At 71.9% G+C, this 17,492-nt stretch carries 16 protein-coding genes and 2 pseudogenes; 8 read left to right on the top strand and 10 right to left on the bottom strand.

Going from position 1 to position 17,492, the window contains the following annotated elements; all coding sequences use genetic code 11:
- The gene (locus tag EDD27_RS24825; protein ID WP_127934511.1) at positions 1–573 is read right to left on the bottom strand and encodes an RNA polymerase sigma factor; all 573 of its coding nucleotides are present in this window, start codon (positions 571–573) and stop codon (positions 1–3) included.
- A gap of 179 nt (positions 574–752) precedes the next feature.
- Between EDD27_RS24825 and EDD27_RS24820 the strand changes: the two genes are divergently transcribed.
- From EDD27_RS24820 to EDD27_RS24810, 3 genes are read left to right on the top strand one after another with little or no spacing between them, the layout of a single operon-like run.
- The gene (locus EDD27_RS24820) at positions 753–1,463 is read left to right on the top strand and encodes a Crp/Fnr family transcriptional regulator (protein WP_127934510.1); all 711 of its coding nucleotides are present in this window, start codon (positions 753–755) and stop codon (positions 1,461–1,463) included.
- A 22-nt stretch (positions 1,464–1,485) separates the two neighbouring features.
- Entirely contained in the window at positions 1,486–2,805 is a 1,320-nt protein-coding gene (locus tag EDD27_RS24815) for an oxygenase MpaB family protein (protein WP_127934509.1), read from the top strand.
- The gene (locus tag EDD27_RS24810; RefSeq protein WP_127934508.1) at positions 2,802–6,008 is read left to right on the top strand and encodes an ATP-binding protein; all 3,207 of its coding nucleotides are present in this window, start codon (positions 2,802–2,804) and stop codon (positions 6,006–6,008) included. Before EDD27_RS24815 ends, EDD27_RS24810 begins: the two co-directional genes overlap by 4 nt.
- 13 nt (positions 6,009–6,021) lie before the next feature.
- Here the strand turns inward: EDD27_RS24810 and EDD27_RS24805 are convergent, their stop codons facing one another.
- Positions 6,022–6,441: a hypothetical protein gene (locus EDD27_RS24805; RefSeq protein WP_127934507.1), complete on the bottom strand. Its 420-nt coding sequence runs from the start codon at positions 6,439–6,441 to the stop codon at positions 6,022–6,024.
- Between the two features lie 495 nt (positions 6,442–6,936).
- On the opposite strand from EDD27_RS24805, the gene EDD27_RS57905 reads away from it, so the two are divergent.
- Positions 6,937–7,059 carry a hypothetical protein gene (locus EDD27_RS57905; RefSeq protein ID WP_277750749.1) on the top strand — a complete coding sequence of 41 codons (123 nt, stop codon included), beginning with the start codon at positions 6,937–6,939 and terminating at the stop codon, positions 7,057–7,059.
- A gap of 77 nt (positions 7,060–7,136) precedes the next feature.
- Here the strand turns inward: EDD27_RS57905 and EDD27_RS24795 are convergent, their stop codons facing one another.
- Positions 7,137–8,417, bottom strand: coding sequence for an alpha-hydroxy acid oxidase (locus tag EDD27_RS24795; protein WP_241564237.1), 1,281 nt, complete (start codon positions 8,415–8,417; stop codon positions 7,137–7,139).
- A gap of 119 nt (positions 8,418–8,536) precedes the next feature.
- Between EDD27_RS24795 and EDD27_RS24790 the strand changes: the two genes are divergently transcribed.
- On the top strand, positions 8,537–9,235 hold the full coding sequence (locus EDD27_RS24790) for an HD domain-containing protein (protein WP_241564236.1): 699 nt from the start codon (positions 8,537–8,539) through the stop codon (positions 9,233–9,235).
- Here the strand turns inward: EDD27_RS24790 and EDD27_RS24785 are convergent.
- From EDD27_RS24785 to EDD27_RS24765, 5 genes and pseudogenes are all read right to left on the bottom strand, one after another.
- Positions 9,224–9,496 (bottom strand): DUF4031 domain-containing protein, encoded by a 273-nt coding sequence (locus EDD27_RS24785; protein ID WP_127934506.1) that lies wholly within the window; start codon positions 9,494–9,496, stop codon positions 9,224–9,226. The two genes, EDD27_RS24790 and EDD27_RS24785, sit on opposite strands and share 12 nt — an antisense overlap.
- Positions 9,493–10,254 (bottom strand): HAD family hydrolase, encoded by a 762-nt coding sequence (locus EDD27_RS24780; protein WP_127934505.1) that lies wholly within the window; start codon positions 10,252–10,254, stop codon positions 9,493–9,495. Before EDD27_RS24780 ends, EDD27_RS24785 begins: the two co-directional genes overlap by 4 nt.
- A 186-nt stretch (positions 10,255–10,440) precedes the next feature.
- Positions 10,441–10,581: pseudogene (locus EDD27_RS58875) on the bottom strand (SDR family oxidoreductase); the annotation flags it as partial.
- Positions 10,582–10,816: 235 nt separating this feature from the next.
- Positions 10,817–11,509, bottom strand: a complete 693-nt coding sequence (locus tag EDD27_RS24770; RefSeq protein ID WP_127934504.1) for a DUF2786 domain-containing protein — start codon at positions 11,507–11,509, stop codon at positions 10,817–10,819.
- A 22-nt stretch (positions 11,510–11,531) separates the two neighbouring features.
- On the bottom strand, positions 11,532–12,770 hold the full coding sequence (locus tag EDD27_RS24765; protein ID WP_127934503.1) for a hypothetical protein: 1,239 nt from the start codon (positions 12,768–12,770) through the stop codon (positions 11,532–11,534).
- 167 nt (positions 12,771–12,937) lie between these two features.
- Here EDD27_RS24765 and EDD27_RS54550 point away from each other — a divergent pair, with 167 nt between their 5' ends.
- Together EDD27_RS54550 and EDD27_RS24760 are read left to right on the top strand one after the other, a co-directional pair.
- Positions 12,938–13,111 (top strand): hypothetical protein, encoded by a 174-nt coding sequence (locus EDD27_RS54550; protein WP_164903776.1) that lies wholly within the window; start codon positions 12,938–12,940, stop codon positions 13,109–13,111.
- Positions 13,112–13,258: 147 nt separating this feature from the next.
- A complete protein-coding gene (locus tag EDD27_RS24760) occupies positions 13,259–14,434 on the top strand; it encodes a cytochrome P450 (RefSeq protein ID WP_127934502.1) in 1,176 nt (391 codons plus the stop codon).
- Between the two features lie 160 nt (positions 14,435–14,594).
- On the opposite strand, the pseudogene EDD27_RS24755 reads toward EDD27_RS24760, so the two are convergent.
- Together EDD27_RS24755 and pgm are read right to left on the bottom strand one after the other, a co-directional pair.
- Positions 14,595–14,678 (bottom strand): annotated as a pseudogene (locus EDD27_RS24755) (IS200/IS605 family transposase); the annotation flags it as partial.
- Positions 14,679–14,859: 181 nt separating this feature from the next.
- The gene (gene pgm / locus EDD27_RS24750; RefSeq protein ID WP_127934501.1) at positions 14,860–16,488 is read right to left on the bottom strand and encodes a phosphoglucomutase (alpha-D-glucose-1,6-bisphosphate-dependent); all 1,629 of its coding nucleotides are present in this window, start codon (positions 16,486–16,488) and stop codon (positions 14,860–14,862) included.
- 98 nt (positions 16,489–16,586) lie between these two features.
- Between pgm and EDD27_RS24745 the strand changes: the two genes are divergently transcribed.
- Positions 16,587–17,486 (top strand): TIGR03564 family F420-dependent LLM class oxidoreductase, encoded by a 900-nt coding sequence (locus EDD27_RS24745; protein WP_127934500.1) that lies wholly within the window; start codon positions 16,587–16,589, stop codon positions 17,484–17,486.
- Positions 17,487–17,492: the final 6 nt, after the last annotated feature.

Raw genomic sequence — 17,492 nt, 5'->3', positions numbered from 1 at the left:
TCAGTCCAGGAAGTCCCTGGTGATCTCGCGGGCTTGGAGGAGTCCGCGTAGTTTCGCGAAACAGCGGGCTCGGGTGGGCCCGATGCTCCCTACCGGCCTGCCCAGCCTGCGTGCCACGTCCACATAGTGCGGCTCGGAGGTTTCCGTGAGCGCCCTGAACAGGACCCGCTGCGCGTCCGGCAGCTCCTCGACCAGCTCGTTCAGCGTGCCGGCCAGCCAAGTCCTGGCCAGCTCCCTGTCCACGTCATCCGTGCTGCCCAGGGTGTCCAGGTCCGGGGTGCAGATCTCCTTCGTCCGCTTGGTGATCTTCAGGCACTCGCGGAAGGCGATCGTGGCCAGCCACCCGGCCATCCGCTGCCCGTCCGTCACGCTCTTGAGGTTCTGCCAGGCCAGCAGCCAGGTGGTCTGCAGCACGTCCTGGGCGTCCTCGTGGCCGAGCCTGAAGCGGCGGATGCGCGCCTTCAGCATCGGCGTGAACTCCTCGACCAGCCGCTCCCAGGCGTCGGCGTCGCCGTCCTGCGCGGCCGACACGAGCGCGCCCGTGTCGAGGCGTTCGATGGTGTCCAACTGCATGTTCTACTCCCTGCCGGTCCGGATACTCGGGGGGTCATGTCCGGCCGGCAACCCCACGGTCCGCCTGAAGATCCCGTGGGGCTGTTTCGGGGGTGACAGTCCGGATGTGTTGCTGGTCACATTTTGTAGATCACTGACCGGATACTGTCCGGGCGTCGATTGCGGCCTAAAGTTCTTGCATGAACGGGCGCAGCGGGGTTCCACACGACGTCCAGCCGGTCGCCGCCGTGCTGGCGGAGATCCCGCTGTTCCGCGTACTCGGAGAGAGCGGCATCCAGAGCACGGCGCGGGCCGGGCTGGCGAGGAGATACCGGTCCGGGCAGATCATCTTCCACCAGGGGGACCCGGGGGAGTCCCTCTACGTGTTGCTGGACGGCCTGGTGAAGGTCGTCTTCACCACGGAGCACGGCGACGAGATCGTGCTCAACATGCTCGGCCGCGGCGACACCTTCGGGGAGATGGCGCTGCTGGACGGCTCGCCGCGCTCGGCCTCGATCGTCACCGCGCGGCCCTCGTGGGTGTTCGCGCTGCCCAGGGCCCGGCTGCTGGAGCTGATGCGGGAGCATCCGGGGCTGGCCGACGAGTTCCTGCGCATGCTCGGGCACATGGTGCGCAGGCTCACCGGCCAGGCGGCCGACCTGGCCTTCCTGGACCTGGGCGGGCGGCTGGCGAAGCTGCTGCTGCAGCTGGCCGGCAAGCACGGCACCACCGAAGGCGTGGTGGACCTGCCGGGGCTGACGCAGTCGGACCTCGCCGCGCTGATCGGCGCGACGCGGCCGGCGGTCAACCGGGCCCTGCAGTCGCTGGTCTCGAGGAAGCTCATCGCCATCGAGGGCCGGACGATCACGCTGCTGGACGTCGCCGCCCTGCGCAAGCGGGGCGGGCTCTGACCGAATCTGGAGTACGGGGACCATGAACGATCGCAACGACCCCATGCACAGCGACCCATTGGACAGGGATGAGCGCTGGCCGGAAGAGCGGTTCCGGCAGCTCAGGAAGCAGGCCGACCCGGCGGTCGACGAGGTGGTGGCCGCCTACCTGAGCGAGCACCCCGAGGGCAAGGGCCCGCTGGAGCTGGTGCGGGCCGTGATCGAGGAGCTGGGGCGGGCCAAGCGGGAGGCCAGGGCGCCCTCGGGAGAGCCGCCCGCCTCCCGGATCTTCGACGCGCTCGACTTCGCCAGTGACCTGCCCGACTGGGGCGACGACAAGGAGCTGCTGGCCAAGGGGCAGGCCGTGTTCGCCGACTACGGGCTCTACCAGTCGGCCGCGCTGTTCTGCAAATGCCTGCCCATGGCGTACGTCGAGGTGTCCAGCGCCAAGGTGCTGGCCGGCGTGTCCCGGCTCGCCACGCACAGCCTCACCCGCCGGGTGGCCGAGACCGGGCAGATGCTGGTGGACGTGATGGGGCTGAAGGCCACCGACAGCCTGCAGCCCGGCCGTCCCGGCCACACCACCGCAATCGGGCTGCGCATCTTGCACTCGTTCGTACGTGCCCTGGTCGACGAGCGCTTCGGCGACAGCTGGGACACCGAGCGGTTCGGGCCGCCGGTCAACCAGGAGCTCCTGCTGGCCACCATCTTCGACTTCTCCGTGGTGACGTGGGAGGCTCTGGAGAGCATGGGCGTGGTGCTGACGGACGAGCAGCGCGCCGCCCACCTCTACACGTGGAGCGTGTTCGGCCACCTCATGGGTGTGGAGGCGTGCCAGGACGGGCCGCTCACGCTCGACGACGTGGTGCCCGTCAGCCAGCGCCTCGGCCGGCTCTACGAGTCCAGCCCCGAGGGCCGCATGCTGATGGCCAGGCTCCTGGAGGAGATGGAGGAGTTCATGCACCTCGGCTGGCGCAAACTGCCGCGCAGCCTGGTGCACTGGGTGTTCCGCGACGCCGAATACGGCGCCGACCGGGTGCCGGAGCTGCTCGGCGTGCCGCCGGCCGCATGGTGGTTCACCGCCCTGTTCAAGGCGGCGCGGGCGGCGCACCGGCGGCCGTGGCTGGGCCGGCGGGCGGACTCGGTGGTCCGCTGGCTGGTGCGCCGGGCCGGACGGGACATGGTGATCGCCCTGATCGACCGCCACTCCGGCGGGCAGGCGGCGTTCCGCATCCCCGCGGAGCTGGCCCGTGCCTGGCGGATCAAGCAGTCGAAGACCGCCGTGAAAACCCGCGAGATCCGCCGCGGCGTCCGGCACAATATCCGGCATAAAGCAGTCAGGCGGAAGGGACTGCGCGCGTGACCGCCCCGCACGAGCCAGGCACGCTCACCACGGCGACGATCCTGTTCACCGACGTGGTGAGCTCCACCGCCCTGCGGATCAGGCTCGGCGAGGAGCGTGCCAACGTCGTCTTCCGCCGCCTCTACCAGCTGCTCCACTCCGTGGTGACGGCCAACGGCTCGACGTTCACCAAGAGCCTGGGTGACGGGCTGATGGCCGTGTTCGACTCGGCGACCGTCGGGCTCGACGCGATCATCGCGGTGGAGCAGGCGGTCGCGGACGAGAACGAGCGGGCGATGGAGAAGATCTCCATCAAGGCCGCGCTCGCCGCCGGCGACGTGTGCTGGGGACACGACGACGTCAGCGGGCTGCCGACGGTGGAGGCCGCCCGGCTCGTCGCCATCGCCGAAGGCGGCCAGGTCCTCTGCACCGACCTGGTGCGGCGGCTGGCCCAAGGGCGCAGCCGGCACGAGTTCAAGGACCTGGGGCGGCTGCCGGGCAAGGGGCTGCGCGAACCGCTGCACACCTACGAGCTGCACTGGCAGAACGCCGACCACCACCAGAGCGGCGGGCTGCCCACGTGGCTGGACAACGGGCACGAGCTGCCGTTCGTGGGCCGGGACGAGGAGCTGCGGGCGCTGGACGGTGAGCTGGCGGCGGCCGAGTTCGGCAGCGGGCTGGTGATCCTGCAGGGCGACCCCGGGGTGGGCAAGACGCGCCTGGCGTCCATGGTGGCCAGGCAGGCGCTCAAGCGGCAGTTCACGGTGCTGGCGGGGCGGTGCACCGATCCCGCGCGGCAGGCTTACGAGCCGATCGCCGGCGCCGTGGAGCGGCTGGCCCGCACTTCGCCCGCGCTGCTGCTGCGCGCCGGGGTCGACCAGCAGTGCGGCCAGCTCGTGCGCCTGGCGCCGTCGCTCGGCGCGCCGCCGCTGTCGCTGCAGGTGCCGCCGGCCACCGAGCCGGTCTCGGAGCGTTACCAGCTGATGGCGGCGGCACGCACGCTGATCGAGCGGCTGGCCACCGTGCGGCCCGTGCTGCTGGTGATCGACGACCTGCAGTGGGCGACGCTGGAGTCGCTGCAGATGCTCAACGCGCTCAAGTACGACGCCGACGCCATGCCGCTGCTCATCCTGGCCACGTCACGGCCGGTGCCGGTCGAGTCCGCCATGCCGGAGCTGCACAAGCTGACCGCCGACGGCCGCGTCGTGCAGGTTCCGTCGTTCGGCCTCGGCGAGGTCTCCGACCTGCTGTCGGAGGTCCGCTCCGGCGGCGACCCCGAGGTGCTGCACCGGATCACGGGGGGCAACGCGTTCCTGATCAGCGAGGTGGCCACGGAGCTGGCCGCGGGCAAGGACCTGGACGCGCTGAGCGTGCCCGACTCGGTCACCCGGATGGTGGTGGCCCGGCTGGCGCAGCTGCACCCGGACGCCAGGGACCTGGTCAGCCTGCTGGCGGTCGGGGAGCGGATGGAATCGGCCGAGCTGCGGCTGGGGCTCGGACTGGATGAAGCGCGGTTCGTGGCCGCCGTGGAAGAGGCCCTCGGCGCGGGCCTGGTCACCATGTCGGCACGCGGCACCTGCCGGTTCTCGCATGAGCTGACCAGGAACGCCCTGTACGCCACGCTCTCCCCGCTGCGTGCCGGGCTGCTGCACGGGCGGGTGGCCGACGCGTTGTGCCAGGCGGACCCGAAGGCGATGGAGTCGCGGCCGTACGTGGTGGCCGCGCACCTGCTGGCCGCCGCCGAGCACGGCCGAGACCCGGCCCGCGTGAGCGCGGCCGCGGAGGCGGCGGTACGCGCGGCGCAACACGCGCTGGCCGGGCTGGCGCACCGCGAGGCGGTCACCTGGTACCAGCGGGTGCTGGAGCTGCTCAAGGACTTCCCCGGCGCCGGCCTGGAGCGGCGCGCGGAGCTGCTGCTGGAGTGCGGCACGGCGATGTGGCTGGCCGGGCACCCCGAGGCCCGGCCGACCCTGGCGGCGGCGGCGGACCTGGCCAGGGAGTGCGGCCGTGGCGATCTGATCGTCACGGCGGCGCTCGGCGGCGACCGCGGCTTCACCAGCATCTCCGCCGCCCCCGACCAGCAGCGCATCGCCCTGCTGACCGAGGCCAGACGGCTGGTCGACTCCACCGACGTGAGCACCAGGGCGCTGCTGGCCGCCCATCTCGCCTCGGAGCTGATCTGGGCACCCGACGGGGAGCGCCGCTTCGCGCTGAGCGACGAGGCCGTGGCGCTGGCCCGCAAGTCCGGTGACCCGCGCACGCTGGCCCTGGTGTTGTGCCTGCGCAGCCTCACCATCATCCCCGCCGATCCGCTGCACCAGCGCCACCGCGACGGCGACGAGATGCTGGAGGCGGCCCGCAGGACCGGCGACGACCTGGTGCTGTTCCACGGCTACATGCAGCGGACGCCTCCCGTCCTGGACAGCGGCGACGCCGCCCGCGCGGCTTCGCTGCTCGCCCAGGCCGACGAGCTGGCCCACCGGCTGGCCCAGCCGTACCTGCACTGGCTGGTCGGCTACTCCAAGAGCGGGCTGACCCTCATGCAGGGCGATCTGGCGCAGGCCGAGGCGGAGGCGACGGCGGCCTTGCGGCTCGGCTCGGAGATCGGCCGCCGCCTGGAGGCCATGGCGATCTACTCCGAGCAGATCGCCGAGATCCGGCGGCTCCAGGGACGGCTGTGGGAGTTGCGCGACCGGCTGCGCCGCGCCGCCCAGGCACCCCGCGTGGACCCCGTGCACGCGGTGCTGCGCTATCTGTGCGAGGTGGGTGACGAGGAGGCCGGCCCGCTGCTCGATCGCATCCTGGCCGACCAGGGCGCGGTGCCGCCGCGCACCATGGGGCACCGGCCCGCCCTGGACAATCTGTCCGTGGCCGCCTCCCGGCTGGGGCGGCCGGAGCTGGCCGCGCAGCTCTACGACTCGCTGGCCGCCGAGGGGGAGACGTTCGGCCACAGCACGGTGGCGCACCACTGCGGGCACCACTACCTGGCCCACCTGTGCGTGACGATGGGCGACCCGCGGCGGGCCGCCGAGCACTTCGAGGCCGCCGCCGAGGTGCACGAGCGGCGCGAGGTGCCCCTGATGCTCGCCGAGTCCCTGCTGGACTGGGCGGACCTGCTGGACGAAGGCCAGGTGAGCGGGCCCAAGCCGGCGGACCTGCGCGAATGGTGCGCCTCCCTGCTGTCCGGCCGCGGCGCCCTCCTCCTCGAGCGCCGCCTGCACTGACCTCACGCGCGGATCAATCCTTCACCACGATCTTGCTGAGCACCACGAACCCGCCGAGCGCCCCCGCGGTGCCGGCGGCGGTCGTGGTGGTGAGGTTGACCACGAGATCATAGGTTCCTGCGTCGAGCTCACCGCGCATCGGAATGGAGGCCGTATATCGGCCTGACCCGGGTGTGAAGGTCATCTCCACGGGGGACGCAGGATGCCTCGACTCGCCACCGCCCAGCAGGTCGGCGATGATCTGCACCTGCCAGCAGCCGGCCAGCCAATCGACGAGCTCGCCGGTGACCTCCCAGCTCACGTCCACGGTCCATCCCTCGCCACGCTTGACGACGGTCGTGGGTTGCGCGCCCGGATCGACAACCTGGCCGTGGAGAGCACCGGCCAGCTGCTCGGCCGGTACTTTCATCACCTGGAACTCTCCGGTTGCCATCTGTTCTCCTTTCCGGTGAGGACCGTGTCCCCGTGTGAAGGAGCAGAGAGCCGGCACCGGCGGTCAGATACGCGTCCTCCCTGAGGAGATGTGCCGGGCTGGTGTCAGAGGGCGCCGAGCATGATGAGGTCCGCCGGCCCCGCGGTGACGATGGTCTCGCCGTTCAGCGTCACGCGGGCGGCAACAGCCGACGGCAGGTAGCCGTTGACGCCTTTGACGATCAGGTCGCCGAGCCGGCCAGGCGCAGCACCGCCGCGCCGCCGTCCGCGGCGGCGATCTCGACGGTTCCGTACGGCGTGCGGACGCCGGCCGGGCCGCGGTTGCCGGCCTGCACGAGCACGGTGAGGTAGTGGACGTCCCGGCCGGGGTGGCTGCGCAGGAAGGCGTCGGCGGCGCCGTACAGGACGGGGCTCTCGCCGCTCTCGGCCGCCGTGGGGAGGAGCAGCCCGCCTGTTCAATCCCGAGCGCATCGTCATCGGCGGCTGGGCCGGGCTCATGCTGGGCGGCCGGCTCCTGGAGGAGATCCGCGCGGCCACCGCCGCCAACACGCTGGCGCAGCCGTTCCACCCGGAGTCGGTCGTGCTCGGCAGGCTGGGACCGGACGCCCGGTGGCCCTAGGAGCGGCGACCCTGGTGATGGAGCCCTTCTTCGGCGGCGCCACGCTCCGGGTCGCTCAATTCAAGGATCGACAAAAGTCAGGGCGGGCGCAACCGCACGACGTCGCGATCGAGCCCGCCGACGCCGGCCACGCCGAGCAGCTGCGTCGTCCGTACGAGCTCGGCGTGCAGCAGGTCGAGCACCCGCGTCACCCCCGCCTCGCCGCCCGCCATCAGGCCGTACAGGTAGGCCCTGCCGATGAAGCACGCCCGCGCGCCCAGCGCGACGGCGGCCGCCACGTCGGCCCCGCTGCGGACGCCGCCGTCCAGGAAGACCTCCGTGCGGTCACCCACGGCGTCGACCACCTCGGGGAGCAGCTCCAGCGGCGTGGGGGAGCGGTCGAGCTGCCGCCCGCCATGGTTGGACACCACCAGGCCGTCCACCCCGACGGCGGCCAGATCCTTGGCGTCGTCCACCCGCTGGACACCCTTGACCAGCAGCGGCCCCCGCCAGGCCGACCTGATCCACTCCAGGTCCTTGATCGTCACCGACGGATCGAACATCATGTTCGTGATCCCGGCCAAGTCCTCCGGCGCACCCTCGACCGTGGCGAACCTGAGCGGCTCGCTGGTGACGAAGTCGAACCACCAGGCCGGCCGCGCCAGCGCCTGCAGCACGCTGCGCCAGCGCAGCGACGGCGGGACCGTCAGGCCGTGCCGCACGTCACGCAGCCGCGCCCCGGCCACCGGCACGTCCACGGTCACCACCAGAACGTCCATGCCCGCCTCGCGTGCCAGGGCGAGCGTCTCCAGGCTGCGGGCGCGGTCGCGCACGACGTACAGCTGGAACCAGTTCCACCCGCCGGGCGTCGCGGCCGCAACGTCCTGGGCGGTCGTGGTGCCCATGGTGGACAGCGTGTACGGCACGCCCGCCCGCTGCGCCGCCCGCGCCACGGCACGCTCGCCCGCCCGGTGCATCATCCTGGTGAATCCGGTGGGCCCGAGCACGACCGGCATCGCGATCCGCCTGCCGAGGATCTCGACCGCGGTCGGGGCCTCGGCGACGTCCCGCAGCACCCGCGGCCGGAACTCCACCCGCCCGAACGCCTCCACCGCCCTGGCCATCGACCGCTCGCCCTCGGCGGCGCCGTCGACGTAGTCGAAGACCATCCGCGGCGCCCGCTTCATGGCCAGCCGCCGCAGATCCTCGACGTCCGCCGCGTCCGCCACGCGCCGCGCCCTGCCCACCCGCGGCCGGCCGGGCAACACGGTGCGCAGCTCCCGCCACCGGGGCAGGCGCCGTGGTTCCTTCGGTGCCGCGTCGATGCCCAGAACGCTACCAAAGGGGACGGCGCGTACGGTGGGATGGTGATCGACCACCCGGCCCCGCCCCCCGCCTCCCCGACCCCGCCCCCCGGCCGTCCGGGTCCGGCGACCGGCCGTGCGGCTCCCGCCACCGGCGGGGTGGCGGACGGCGCCGCGGTGTCGTGGTGGGGACGATGAGCAGGGGTGCGGCGGGCGAGCGGAGGGCGGGCGCCGCGGGCCGGAGGGCGGCCGGTCGTTCGGGGGAGACACTCGCCGGCCGGTGGGAGGCGCTCGTGGGCGGCTCCGCGGCCTCGCGCGCCCTGGGTGCCGAGCTGATCGCCCGGTGGTCCGAGCCGCACCGCCGCTACCACGACCTCGCCCACCTGGCCGCCGTGCTCGACGCCGTCGACGAGCTGGCGGGCGAGGCCCAGGACCTGGCGGCGGTGCGGCTGGCCGCCTGGTTCCACGACGCCGTGTACGACGGCAGGCCGGGCTGGGACGAGGAACGCAGCGCCCAGCTGGCCCAGTCCAGGCTGTCCAGGTGCGGCGTGCCCGCCACCCGGGTCGCCGAAGCCGCCAGGTTGGTACGCCTCACCGCCGCCCACGACACCCTGGCCGACGGCGACGCCAACGGCGCGGTCCTGTGCGACGCCGACCTGGCCGTCCTGGGCCGCCCCGGATACGAGGCCTACGCCGCCGCCATCCGCCAGGAGTACGCCCATGTGCCCGACGACCTGTTCAGGGCCGGACGCGCCGAGGTGCTGCGCCGCCTGCTGGCCACGCCGCGCCTCTACCGCACCGCCCAGGCGGCCGGTCTGTGGGAGGAACGCGCCCGCGCCAACATGACCGCCGAGCTGGCCGGCCTCACGGAAGGGCAGGGCTCAGCGGGGTGAGTGGCGCTTGCGGCGGCGCAGGCCCGCGGCGATCAACCGCCGTAACAGCTCGCGCGAGCTGACCGCCTCGGCCCCCAGCGACACCGCCCGCGCGTGCACGGTCTCCGGCACGTCGTAGTGATCCCGGTCGAACGCCCGCCCCGGCACCCCCAGCCGCGCCGCGAAGTCGTGCAGCTCCTCCAGCGAGGCGTCGCTGACCAGGTGCGACCACATCAGGCCGCGCGGCCCCGGCCAGTTGGGCGGGTCGATGAGAACGGTCACGACGTCAAGGGTAGGACCCTGCCGCGCACCTCGAGCTCACCCACCCCGGACACCACGACCTCGGCCCCCCGATCACGTGGCTCCTCCGGGCCGCCGCCTTCCCTGACCACCCCCACCACCAGCCCGAACCCGCCCTTCCTGCCCGCCTCGATCCCGGGCAGCGCCGCGGCCACCACCGCGATCCTGTCCGCGGGCAGGTCCAGCCGGCGCGCCGCCTCCAGGAACAGGGCGGGCTCCGGCATGCCCGGCAGGTTCATCAGGGCAGCGTCGTCCCCGTCGATCAGCTCGTCGAACAGGTGCGCCACGCCCGCCGCGTTCACGAGCTTGCGCCCGTGCAGGCTGGGGGAGACGGCGGCGGTACGGGCGCCTCGCCGCCGCAGCTCGTGCAGCAGGGCGACCGTGGCCGGGAACGCGGCCACCCCGTACTTGTCCACCTGCGCCACGAAGATCTGGTCCTTGGCCAGCCCGAGCCCGTGCACGGTGGCCGCGCCGGGCTCGTCGTCCGCCGACCCCTCGGGCAGCGTGATGCCCCGCGAGGCCAGGAACGTGCGGATGCCGTCGAGCCGCGGCCGCCCGTCCACGTGGCGCAGGTAGTCGTCGCGGATGTCGAACGGCCCCGAGCGGCCGCGCAGGAAGGCGTCGAAGACGTGCTTCCAGGCGGCCGCATGCCCCCGCGCGGTGTCGGTGACCACCCCGTCGGTGTCGAACACGACGGCGCTGATCCTGGCCAGATCGATGAACTGATGTGAACCCTTCATAGTCGCTATGAAAACCCAAGGTGCTGCTTTGGACTATTCATCCACGCTGTGCCCGTGGAAGGTGACCCGCCGCGGGGTCCGGTCCGGTCTGCGGGGTTTGGATGAGGTCGGTTCGGCCGATGAGGTCCGCCAGGCGCACGGTCGCGGCTGGCCATGCCGGTGCTGAATGTGGCGGAATTGGGTGGATCAGTAGCCCAGGTGGCGGCCGCCGTCCCCGACCAGCACCTCCCCGGTCACCATGTCCGATTCCAGCAGCGCGAGCACCATCTGGGCGATGTGCTCGGGCTGGGCCGTGCGCCGCAGCGGCGCCTTGGCCTCCTCCCGAGCCGCCGCACGCCGTGCGAGCCGTGCCCGGCGAGGCCGGCCTCGTACGCGGCGACCGTGGCCGCGGTGCCGCCGGGGCGCCGGCCGCGATCAGGAGGTCGCGGGCGAGGTCGCGGAGGCGGTCGGCGGTGATGAGGCGGGGGGATGCGTTCACGGGAGGCCTGTCCCCATCGTGAGGCGTTCCGTGTGCGCGCTCATGCCCGTTCCACGCCAGCCCAAACGGATCTATGGAAAGGGCTTACCGGCTCAGCTCGCGGGCTGTGGCGGCCGGCATCCCGGTGCGGCCGAGGTCGGCGCGGCGGCCTGCGGCCACGCCGTCGCGGTAGCCGGAGCCGCTGGTGCGGGGCACGCTCATCCTGATGTGCGGATAGTGGGCCGCGACCGCCCGCGCCACCTCGGCGCGGCGGTCGGCCAGGACGAGCTCGGTCCCCGTGCCGGCGGACTCGGCCTCGGCGCGGGACTCGGCCTCGCACAACAGCCGGTACACCTCGTCGGTGAACCCCAGCATCCACGACCGCCGGTAGGCCCGCACGGCCGTGACGTCCTCGGGGACCCGAACACGCGCCAGCCCCGAGGCCATCTGCAGCAGCAGCGACGTGGCCAGCAGGTCGGCGCGTTCCAGGTCGGCGGCGAACCCGAACACGTGCACCCGCTGCCCGCCGTCCCCCCGCCCGATGAGCAGCGGCCGGCAGCGCACGGCCTGCGCCACCAGGCTCACGAGCCGGGCCTTCTCCCTGGCCCAGGGGCCCGGCAGGGTGACGATCCGGTCGCCGGGCGTCTGCCGCGTGCCGGCGGGCGGAAGCGTGTCGATGCCGTGCTTGGCCATGAGCGCCGACGCCGCCGCCATGAACGTGGCCCGCTCGTGGTCATTGTCGGTGCGTTCGGCCTTGGCCAGGAGTTTCCTGACGCGGTCGAGTGTGCGCTCCCGCAAGCGTGTGCTCCCCCGGTGCCGCTCAGTGCTTGGTCAGCACCCTCCCGTCGGCTCCGAGTGCGGGGAAGGCGCCGGTGTCCACGATGCCATGCTGCTGGTACAGCGCCTCGATGATGGCGTGCGCCTGCGGCTCCAGCTTCCACAGGGCACGATACTCGCGCGCCGTGGCCAGCGAGATCCCGATCTCCTGGGCGATGTCCACGGTACGCGGCACGATGCCCTTGGCGATCTGCCGGTCCCAGAACTCGCGGGCGGCCCGGATCTGCGCCGCGCGCTCGGCGGTGGAGACGACCTGCGGGGTGGTGTCGAGCACCTCGACGTCCTCGTCCTCGTCGTTGACGAGCTCGGCCAGCGCGGGAGGCAGCGCCGGGCGGGCGGGCACCGGGTGGTGGTCGGCCTCCGGCTCCCAGGGCACGCGGGGATCGGCGTCGATGAGCGCGGAGGTGTTGTAGAGCGCGGCGATCTGGGCCAGCAGCGCTTCCTGGCGGGCCGGGTCCACGGCCAGGCCGGTGTGCTCGACGGCCTGGTCCATGGCCTTGTCGAGCTTGGCCAGCGCGTGGCGCATCTTGCGGTCGGAGGCCCCGGCCTCGCGCAGCGCCTTGGCCCGCTTGGCGGCCAGCGCGACCCGGGTGAGCCTGCGGTGGGCGTCGACCTCGCTCGTCGTACGGTCGCTGACCTCGGCCAGCCCGAGCCTGACCAGCAGCCGCTCCGGCGTGAGCCGCCAGTTGATGCGGCCCGTGCCGCGGATGCGGTGGCGCTCGATGGCCATGCCGCGCTCCCACAACCAGGCGGCCACCAGCGGGGCGGCCAGCCGGAACACCGCCTCGGGCAGGCTACGCGCGTCCATGCTGGACAGCACCGCGGTCAGGCAGGTCAGCGCCCACACGGCGATGCCGTCGATGCCGGCGGAGAAGTTCTCGCGCATGTTGCGGCGGGCGCGGACGGCGCTGGTGATGATCGCGATCTCGATGAACGCGAACAGCAGCAACCTGAGCGGCCCGTCGAGGCCCAGCACGTCTTCGGAGAAGCGCCACATGCCCTGCGCGGACACGCCCGTGGCGATGGACGCGGCCACGATGGTCAACACGTCCTCGATCGGACGCGGGGCGACGTATCTGGAGATCAACCAGGCTGCGGCTCTCCAGGTGATCCTCAACACCACGAACGCGACCGCGAGCCCGGCCAGGCCGAGCAGCGCGATGACAGCGGTGGCGAGCGGCTTCTCACTGACGAAGGCGGCTATTTCCTCGAATGTCGGCATCTGTCACTATCCGTGGTGGCTCGGGGGGTGGCTCTGGGTCCGGCTCTGCGACGAGATCATCGCAGAATGTCGCCATCTTGTACGCCAAACGCCGTCTGCAGCCTCAGTTTGCTCCTGATTCCCACCATCAACGGCGTACGCACCGGCCTACCCAGAGGGTGACAGGCATGGACCGAAGCCGTCCGCCGGGCGGGGAGGGCGGCGTACGGGAGCCACGCCGGCCCAAGCCCGCACCCCCGGCGCTGCCGGCCGAGGCGCCGCTGCCCGAGCCGTTGCTCTTCGCCCGCGACCGCACCGAACCACCGCCCGCGGAGGTCACCAGGACCGTGGCCGCCGGCTGAGGGCACGAGGCCGACGGGACGATGGCCGACGCGGGTCTGAGATGAAAATTCCTCCTTTCGGAGGGCACCGAACGCGCTTCTAAATGGGACCATCTATCGAGGGATTTATCCCAAGATCGTGTGATGTATCCCAGCAGGACGGATTCGATGTCAGACAGTGATTTCCCGCTCGTCCAGTTCATGCGCGACGGGTTCGATCCCGTGGGTGAGCTCGGACGCATCCGGGCCGAGCACCCCGTCTTCCCGATGGAGATCCCCGGCGACCAGACCGTGTACCTCGTCACCCGCTGGGAGGACGTCCGCGCCGTGCTCGGCGACCACGAGCGCTTCAGCAACGACTTCGCGGGCGTGATCGGTCTCGGCTCCAACCAGGAGGACCCGGGCGGCCTCGGTTTCCGCGACCCGCCCGAGCACACGCGCCTGCGCAAGTTCCTGACCCCCGAGTTCACCGTGCGGCGCCTGCGCAGGCTGGAGCCGCGCATCGAGGCCATGGTCGACGAGGCGCTGGACCGCATCGAGGCCAAGGGCGCCGAGAGCATGCCGGTGGACCTCTTCGAGGAGTTCGCGCTGCCGATCCCGTCGCTGGTGGTGTGCGAGCTCCTGGGCGTGCCCTACGACGAGCGCGCCGGGTTCGTCAAGATCAGCAAGGACCGGTTCGACTTCACGGCCGGGCCCGAGGCCTCGCTGCAGGCGATCAACGACGCGATGACGTACCTGACCGAACTTGTCGCCAGGGAGCGGCAGAACCCGGGTGACGGCCTGCTGGGGCAGCTCCTGCGCGACCACGGCGACGAGCTGGACGACCGCACGCTGGCCAGCATGGCCGACGGCCTGCTGACCGGCGGGCACGACACCAGCACCAGCATGCTCGCGCTGGGCACGCTGTGGCTGCTGCAGAACCCGGAGCAGGCCGCCAAGGTGCGCGAGGTCGACGGCTACGTCAACGACGTCGTCGAGGAGCTGCTGCGCTACATGTCGGTCGTGCAGGTGGCCTTCCCGCGCTTCGCCCGCCAGGACCTGGAGCTGCACGGGGTGCCGATCAAGAAGGGCGAGCTGGTGCTGTGCTCGCTGATCGGCGCCAACCGCGACCCCGCGGCGCTGGGCGAGGACGCCGACGAGATCCGGCCGGGCCGGGACGTCTCGCACCTGGCGTTCGGCCACGGCATCCACCGCTGCATCGGCGCGCCGCTGGCGCAGATGGAGATGCGCATCGCCTTCCGCGCGCTCCTGCGCCGTTTCCCGGCGCTGAGGGTCGCCGGCGAGGTGCCGTTCAGGGAGCTCGCCATCGTCTACGGCGTCAAGGAGCTACCCGTCGCCTGGTAGAGGGGTTACCGAAGGTCCGCGGAAAAGCCTCGGCCTTCAGGATCCTGTTGCTGGTCTGCCAGCAACAGGATCCTTCAGGCCGGGGATGAATGCGGTCCCCGTCAGGGGATGACTCGGTGGAGCCGGGACAGACCGGAGCGCGTAGCGCGTACCCAGGGTGTCAGGTCGGTCGGCGTTGCTGTTCGATGTACTGCCTGATGATCGATAGTGGGGCTCCGCCGCAGGAGGCGGCGAAGTAGCTGGGGACCAGAAGGGGCCGTGCGTGAAAAGGGGCGCCAGCCGAGCCCGCCGACGCCCCTTTCCTCGCGCTCTGGTCAGGTGGTGGGAGGCGTGGCGGTCGGGTCGAACGGCCGCCCACATATCTGGGATCAGGTCGTCGCGGCGCGCTGATGTCGCCGCCGAGCACGCCCAGCCGCGGCGGGACGTCAGCCGAGGGCGGCGGAGACGAGGGAGCGGGCCTCTTCCTGGACCTTGGCCAGATGGTCGGGGCCGCGGAAGGACTCGGCGTAGATCTTGTAGACGTCCTCCGTCCCGGAAGGCCGCGCCGCGAACCAGGCGCTCTCCGTCGAGACCTTCACTCCGCCCAGCGACGCCCCGTTCCCCGGAGCCGACGTCTGCACCGCCGTGATGGGCTCGCCCGCCAGCGACGAGGCCGTCACCTGCTCGGCCGACAACTTCCCGAGCACGGCCTTCTCCTCCCGCGTCGCCGGCGCGTCCACCCGCGCGTACGCGGGCTCGCCGAACCGCCCCACCAGCTCCTGGTAATGCGCGCTCGGCGACTTGCCGGTGACGGCGAGGATCTCCGACGCCAGCAGCGCCAGGATGATCCCGTCCTTGTCGGTCGACCACACCGACCCGTCCCGCCGCAGGAAGGACGCCCCGGCGCTCTCCTCGCCCCCGAACCCCAGCGACCCGTCCAGCAGCCCCGGCACGAACCACTTGAAGCCCACCGGCACCTCGTAAAGCCGCCGTCCCAGCGACTGCGCGACCCGGTCGATGATGCCGCTGCTGACCATGGTCTTGCCGATCCCGGCGTCCGACGGCCAGCCGTCGCGGTGGGTGTAGAGGTAGGAGATGGCGACCGCCAGGTAGTGGTTGGGGTTCATCAGCCCGCCGTCCGGGGTGACGATGCCGTGGCGGTCGGCGTCGGCATCATTTCCAGTGGAAATATCGTATTTGTCCCGGTTTGCGATCAGCGATGCCATCGCGTACGGCGACGAGCAGTCCATCCGGATCTTGCCGTCCCAGTCGAGCGTCATGAAGCGCCACGTCGGATCGACGAGGGGATTGACCACGGTCAGGTCGAGGCGGTGCCGCTCGGCGATCTCCCCCCAGTACGCCACGCTCGCCCCGCCCAGCGGATCGGCCCCGATCCGCACCCCGGCCGACCTGATCGCGTCCAGGTCCAGCACGGACGGCAGGTCGTCCACGTACGAGCCGAGGAAGTCGTACCGGCCCGCCCGGTCCAAGGCCTTCGTGTACGGGACCCGCCGCACGGCGCTCATGTCGCTCAGCAGCCGGTTGGCCCGGTCCTGGATCCACGAGGTCGCGTCGGTGTCGGCGGGCCCGCCGTGCGGCGGGTTGTACTTGAACCCGCCGTCCGCCGGCGGATTGTGCGACGGCGTGATCACGACGCCGTCCGCCAGCCCCGACGTCCGCCCCCGGTTGTGCGTCAGGATGGCGTGCGAGACGGCGGGCGTGGGCGCGTAGCCGTCCCGCGTGTCGATCAGCACCTCGACCTCGTTGGCCGCGAACACCTCCAGCGCCGACACCCGCGCGGGCTCCGACAGCGCATGCGTGTCGATGCCCAGGAACAGCGGCCCGTCCGAGCCCTGCTCGCGCCGGTATTCGCAAATGGCCTGGCTGGTGGCCAGGATGTGGTCCTCGTTGAACGCCGTGTTGAACGACGAGCCCCGGTGCCCCGACGTGCCGAACGCGACCCGCTGCCCCACCTCCTCAGGATCGGGATGCAGGGCGTAATAGGACGTCACCAGCCGGGCGACATCGACCAGGTCGGCGGGCTGAGCGGGCTGTCCGGCGCGTTCGTGGGTCATGTAGGCCACTTTACAAATGCGGGCCCTTCCGGCGGATGACCGCACGGCGGCGTGGGAAGGTACATTCGCGTCAGCCACCAGAACGGAGTTCTGTTACTATGCGTTACGGGTATTACCTCACCGAGCCCAAAGGACCCGACCCCATCGGCGGGCTCCGCGACCAGATCGCGCAGGCGGCGGAGGACGGCTTCACCTCGGCCTGGCTCGCCAACATCTTCGGCCTCGACGCGCTGACCGCACTGGCCGCCGCCGGCGCGCAGGCGCCGGCCATCGAGCTCGGCACCGCCGTCGTCCCGACGTACCCGCGCCACCCGGCCGTGCTCGCCCAGCAGGCCATGACCGTCAACGCGGCGCTCGGCGGGCGGCTCGCGCTCGGCATCGGGTTGTCACACAAGATGGTGATCGAAGGCATGTACGGGTACGACTTCGAGCGCCCGGGCCGGCACATGAAGGAATACCTCGACATCCTGATCCCGCTCAGCCGGGGCGAACACGTCAAATACCAGGGCGAGACGCTCAAGGCGAACCTCAAGCTGACCACGCCCGGCGCGGGCTTCCCCGTGCTGGTGGCCGCGCTCGGCCCGCGCATGCTCAAACTGGCCGGCACCGTGGCCGACGGCACCGTCCTGTGGATGACCGGGCCCAAGACCGTCGCCGAGCACGTCGCGCCCACGATCACGGCAGCGGCGGCCGAGGCGGGCCGCGAGGCCCCGCGCATCGTCTGCGCGCTGCCCGTCTGCGTCACCGACGACCGCGACGCCGCCGTCAGCCGGGCGAACGAGATCTTCGCGGTCTACGGGCAGCTGCCCTCCTACCGTGCCATGCTCGACAAGGAAGGTGCCGCGAGCCCCGGCGACGTGGCCATCGTGGGTGACGAGAAGAGCGTGCTGGCCCAGCTCGAAGAGCTGGAGCGGGCCGGGGTCACCGACTTCGTGGGCTCGGTGTTCAGCAACAAGGAACGCACACGGAACCTGCTAATCGGCGCGGCGCGGGGCTGATCGGTA

The organism is Nonomuraea polychroma (assembly GCF_004011505.1).
Classification (GTDB): Bacteria; Actinomycetota; Actinomycetes; order Streptosporangiales; family Streptosporangiaceae; genus Nonomuraea; species Nonomuraea polychroma.
The sequence above is the reverse complement of the archived record's forward strand: the minus strand, read 5'-3'. Positions and strand labels throughout refer to the sequence as shown.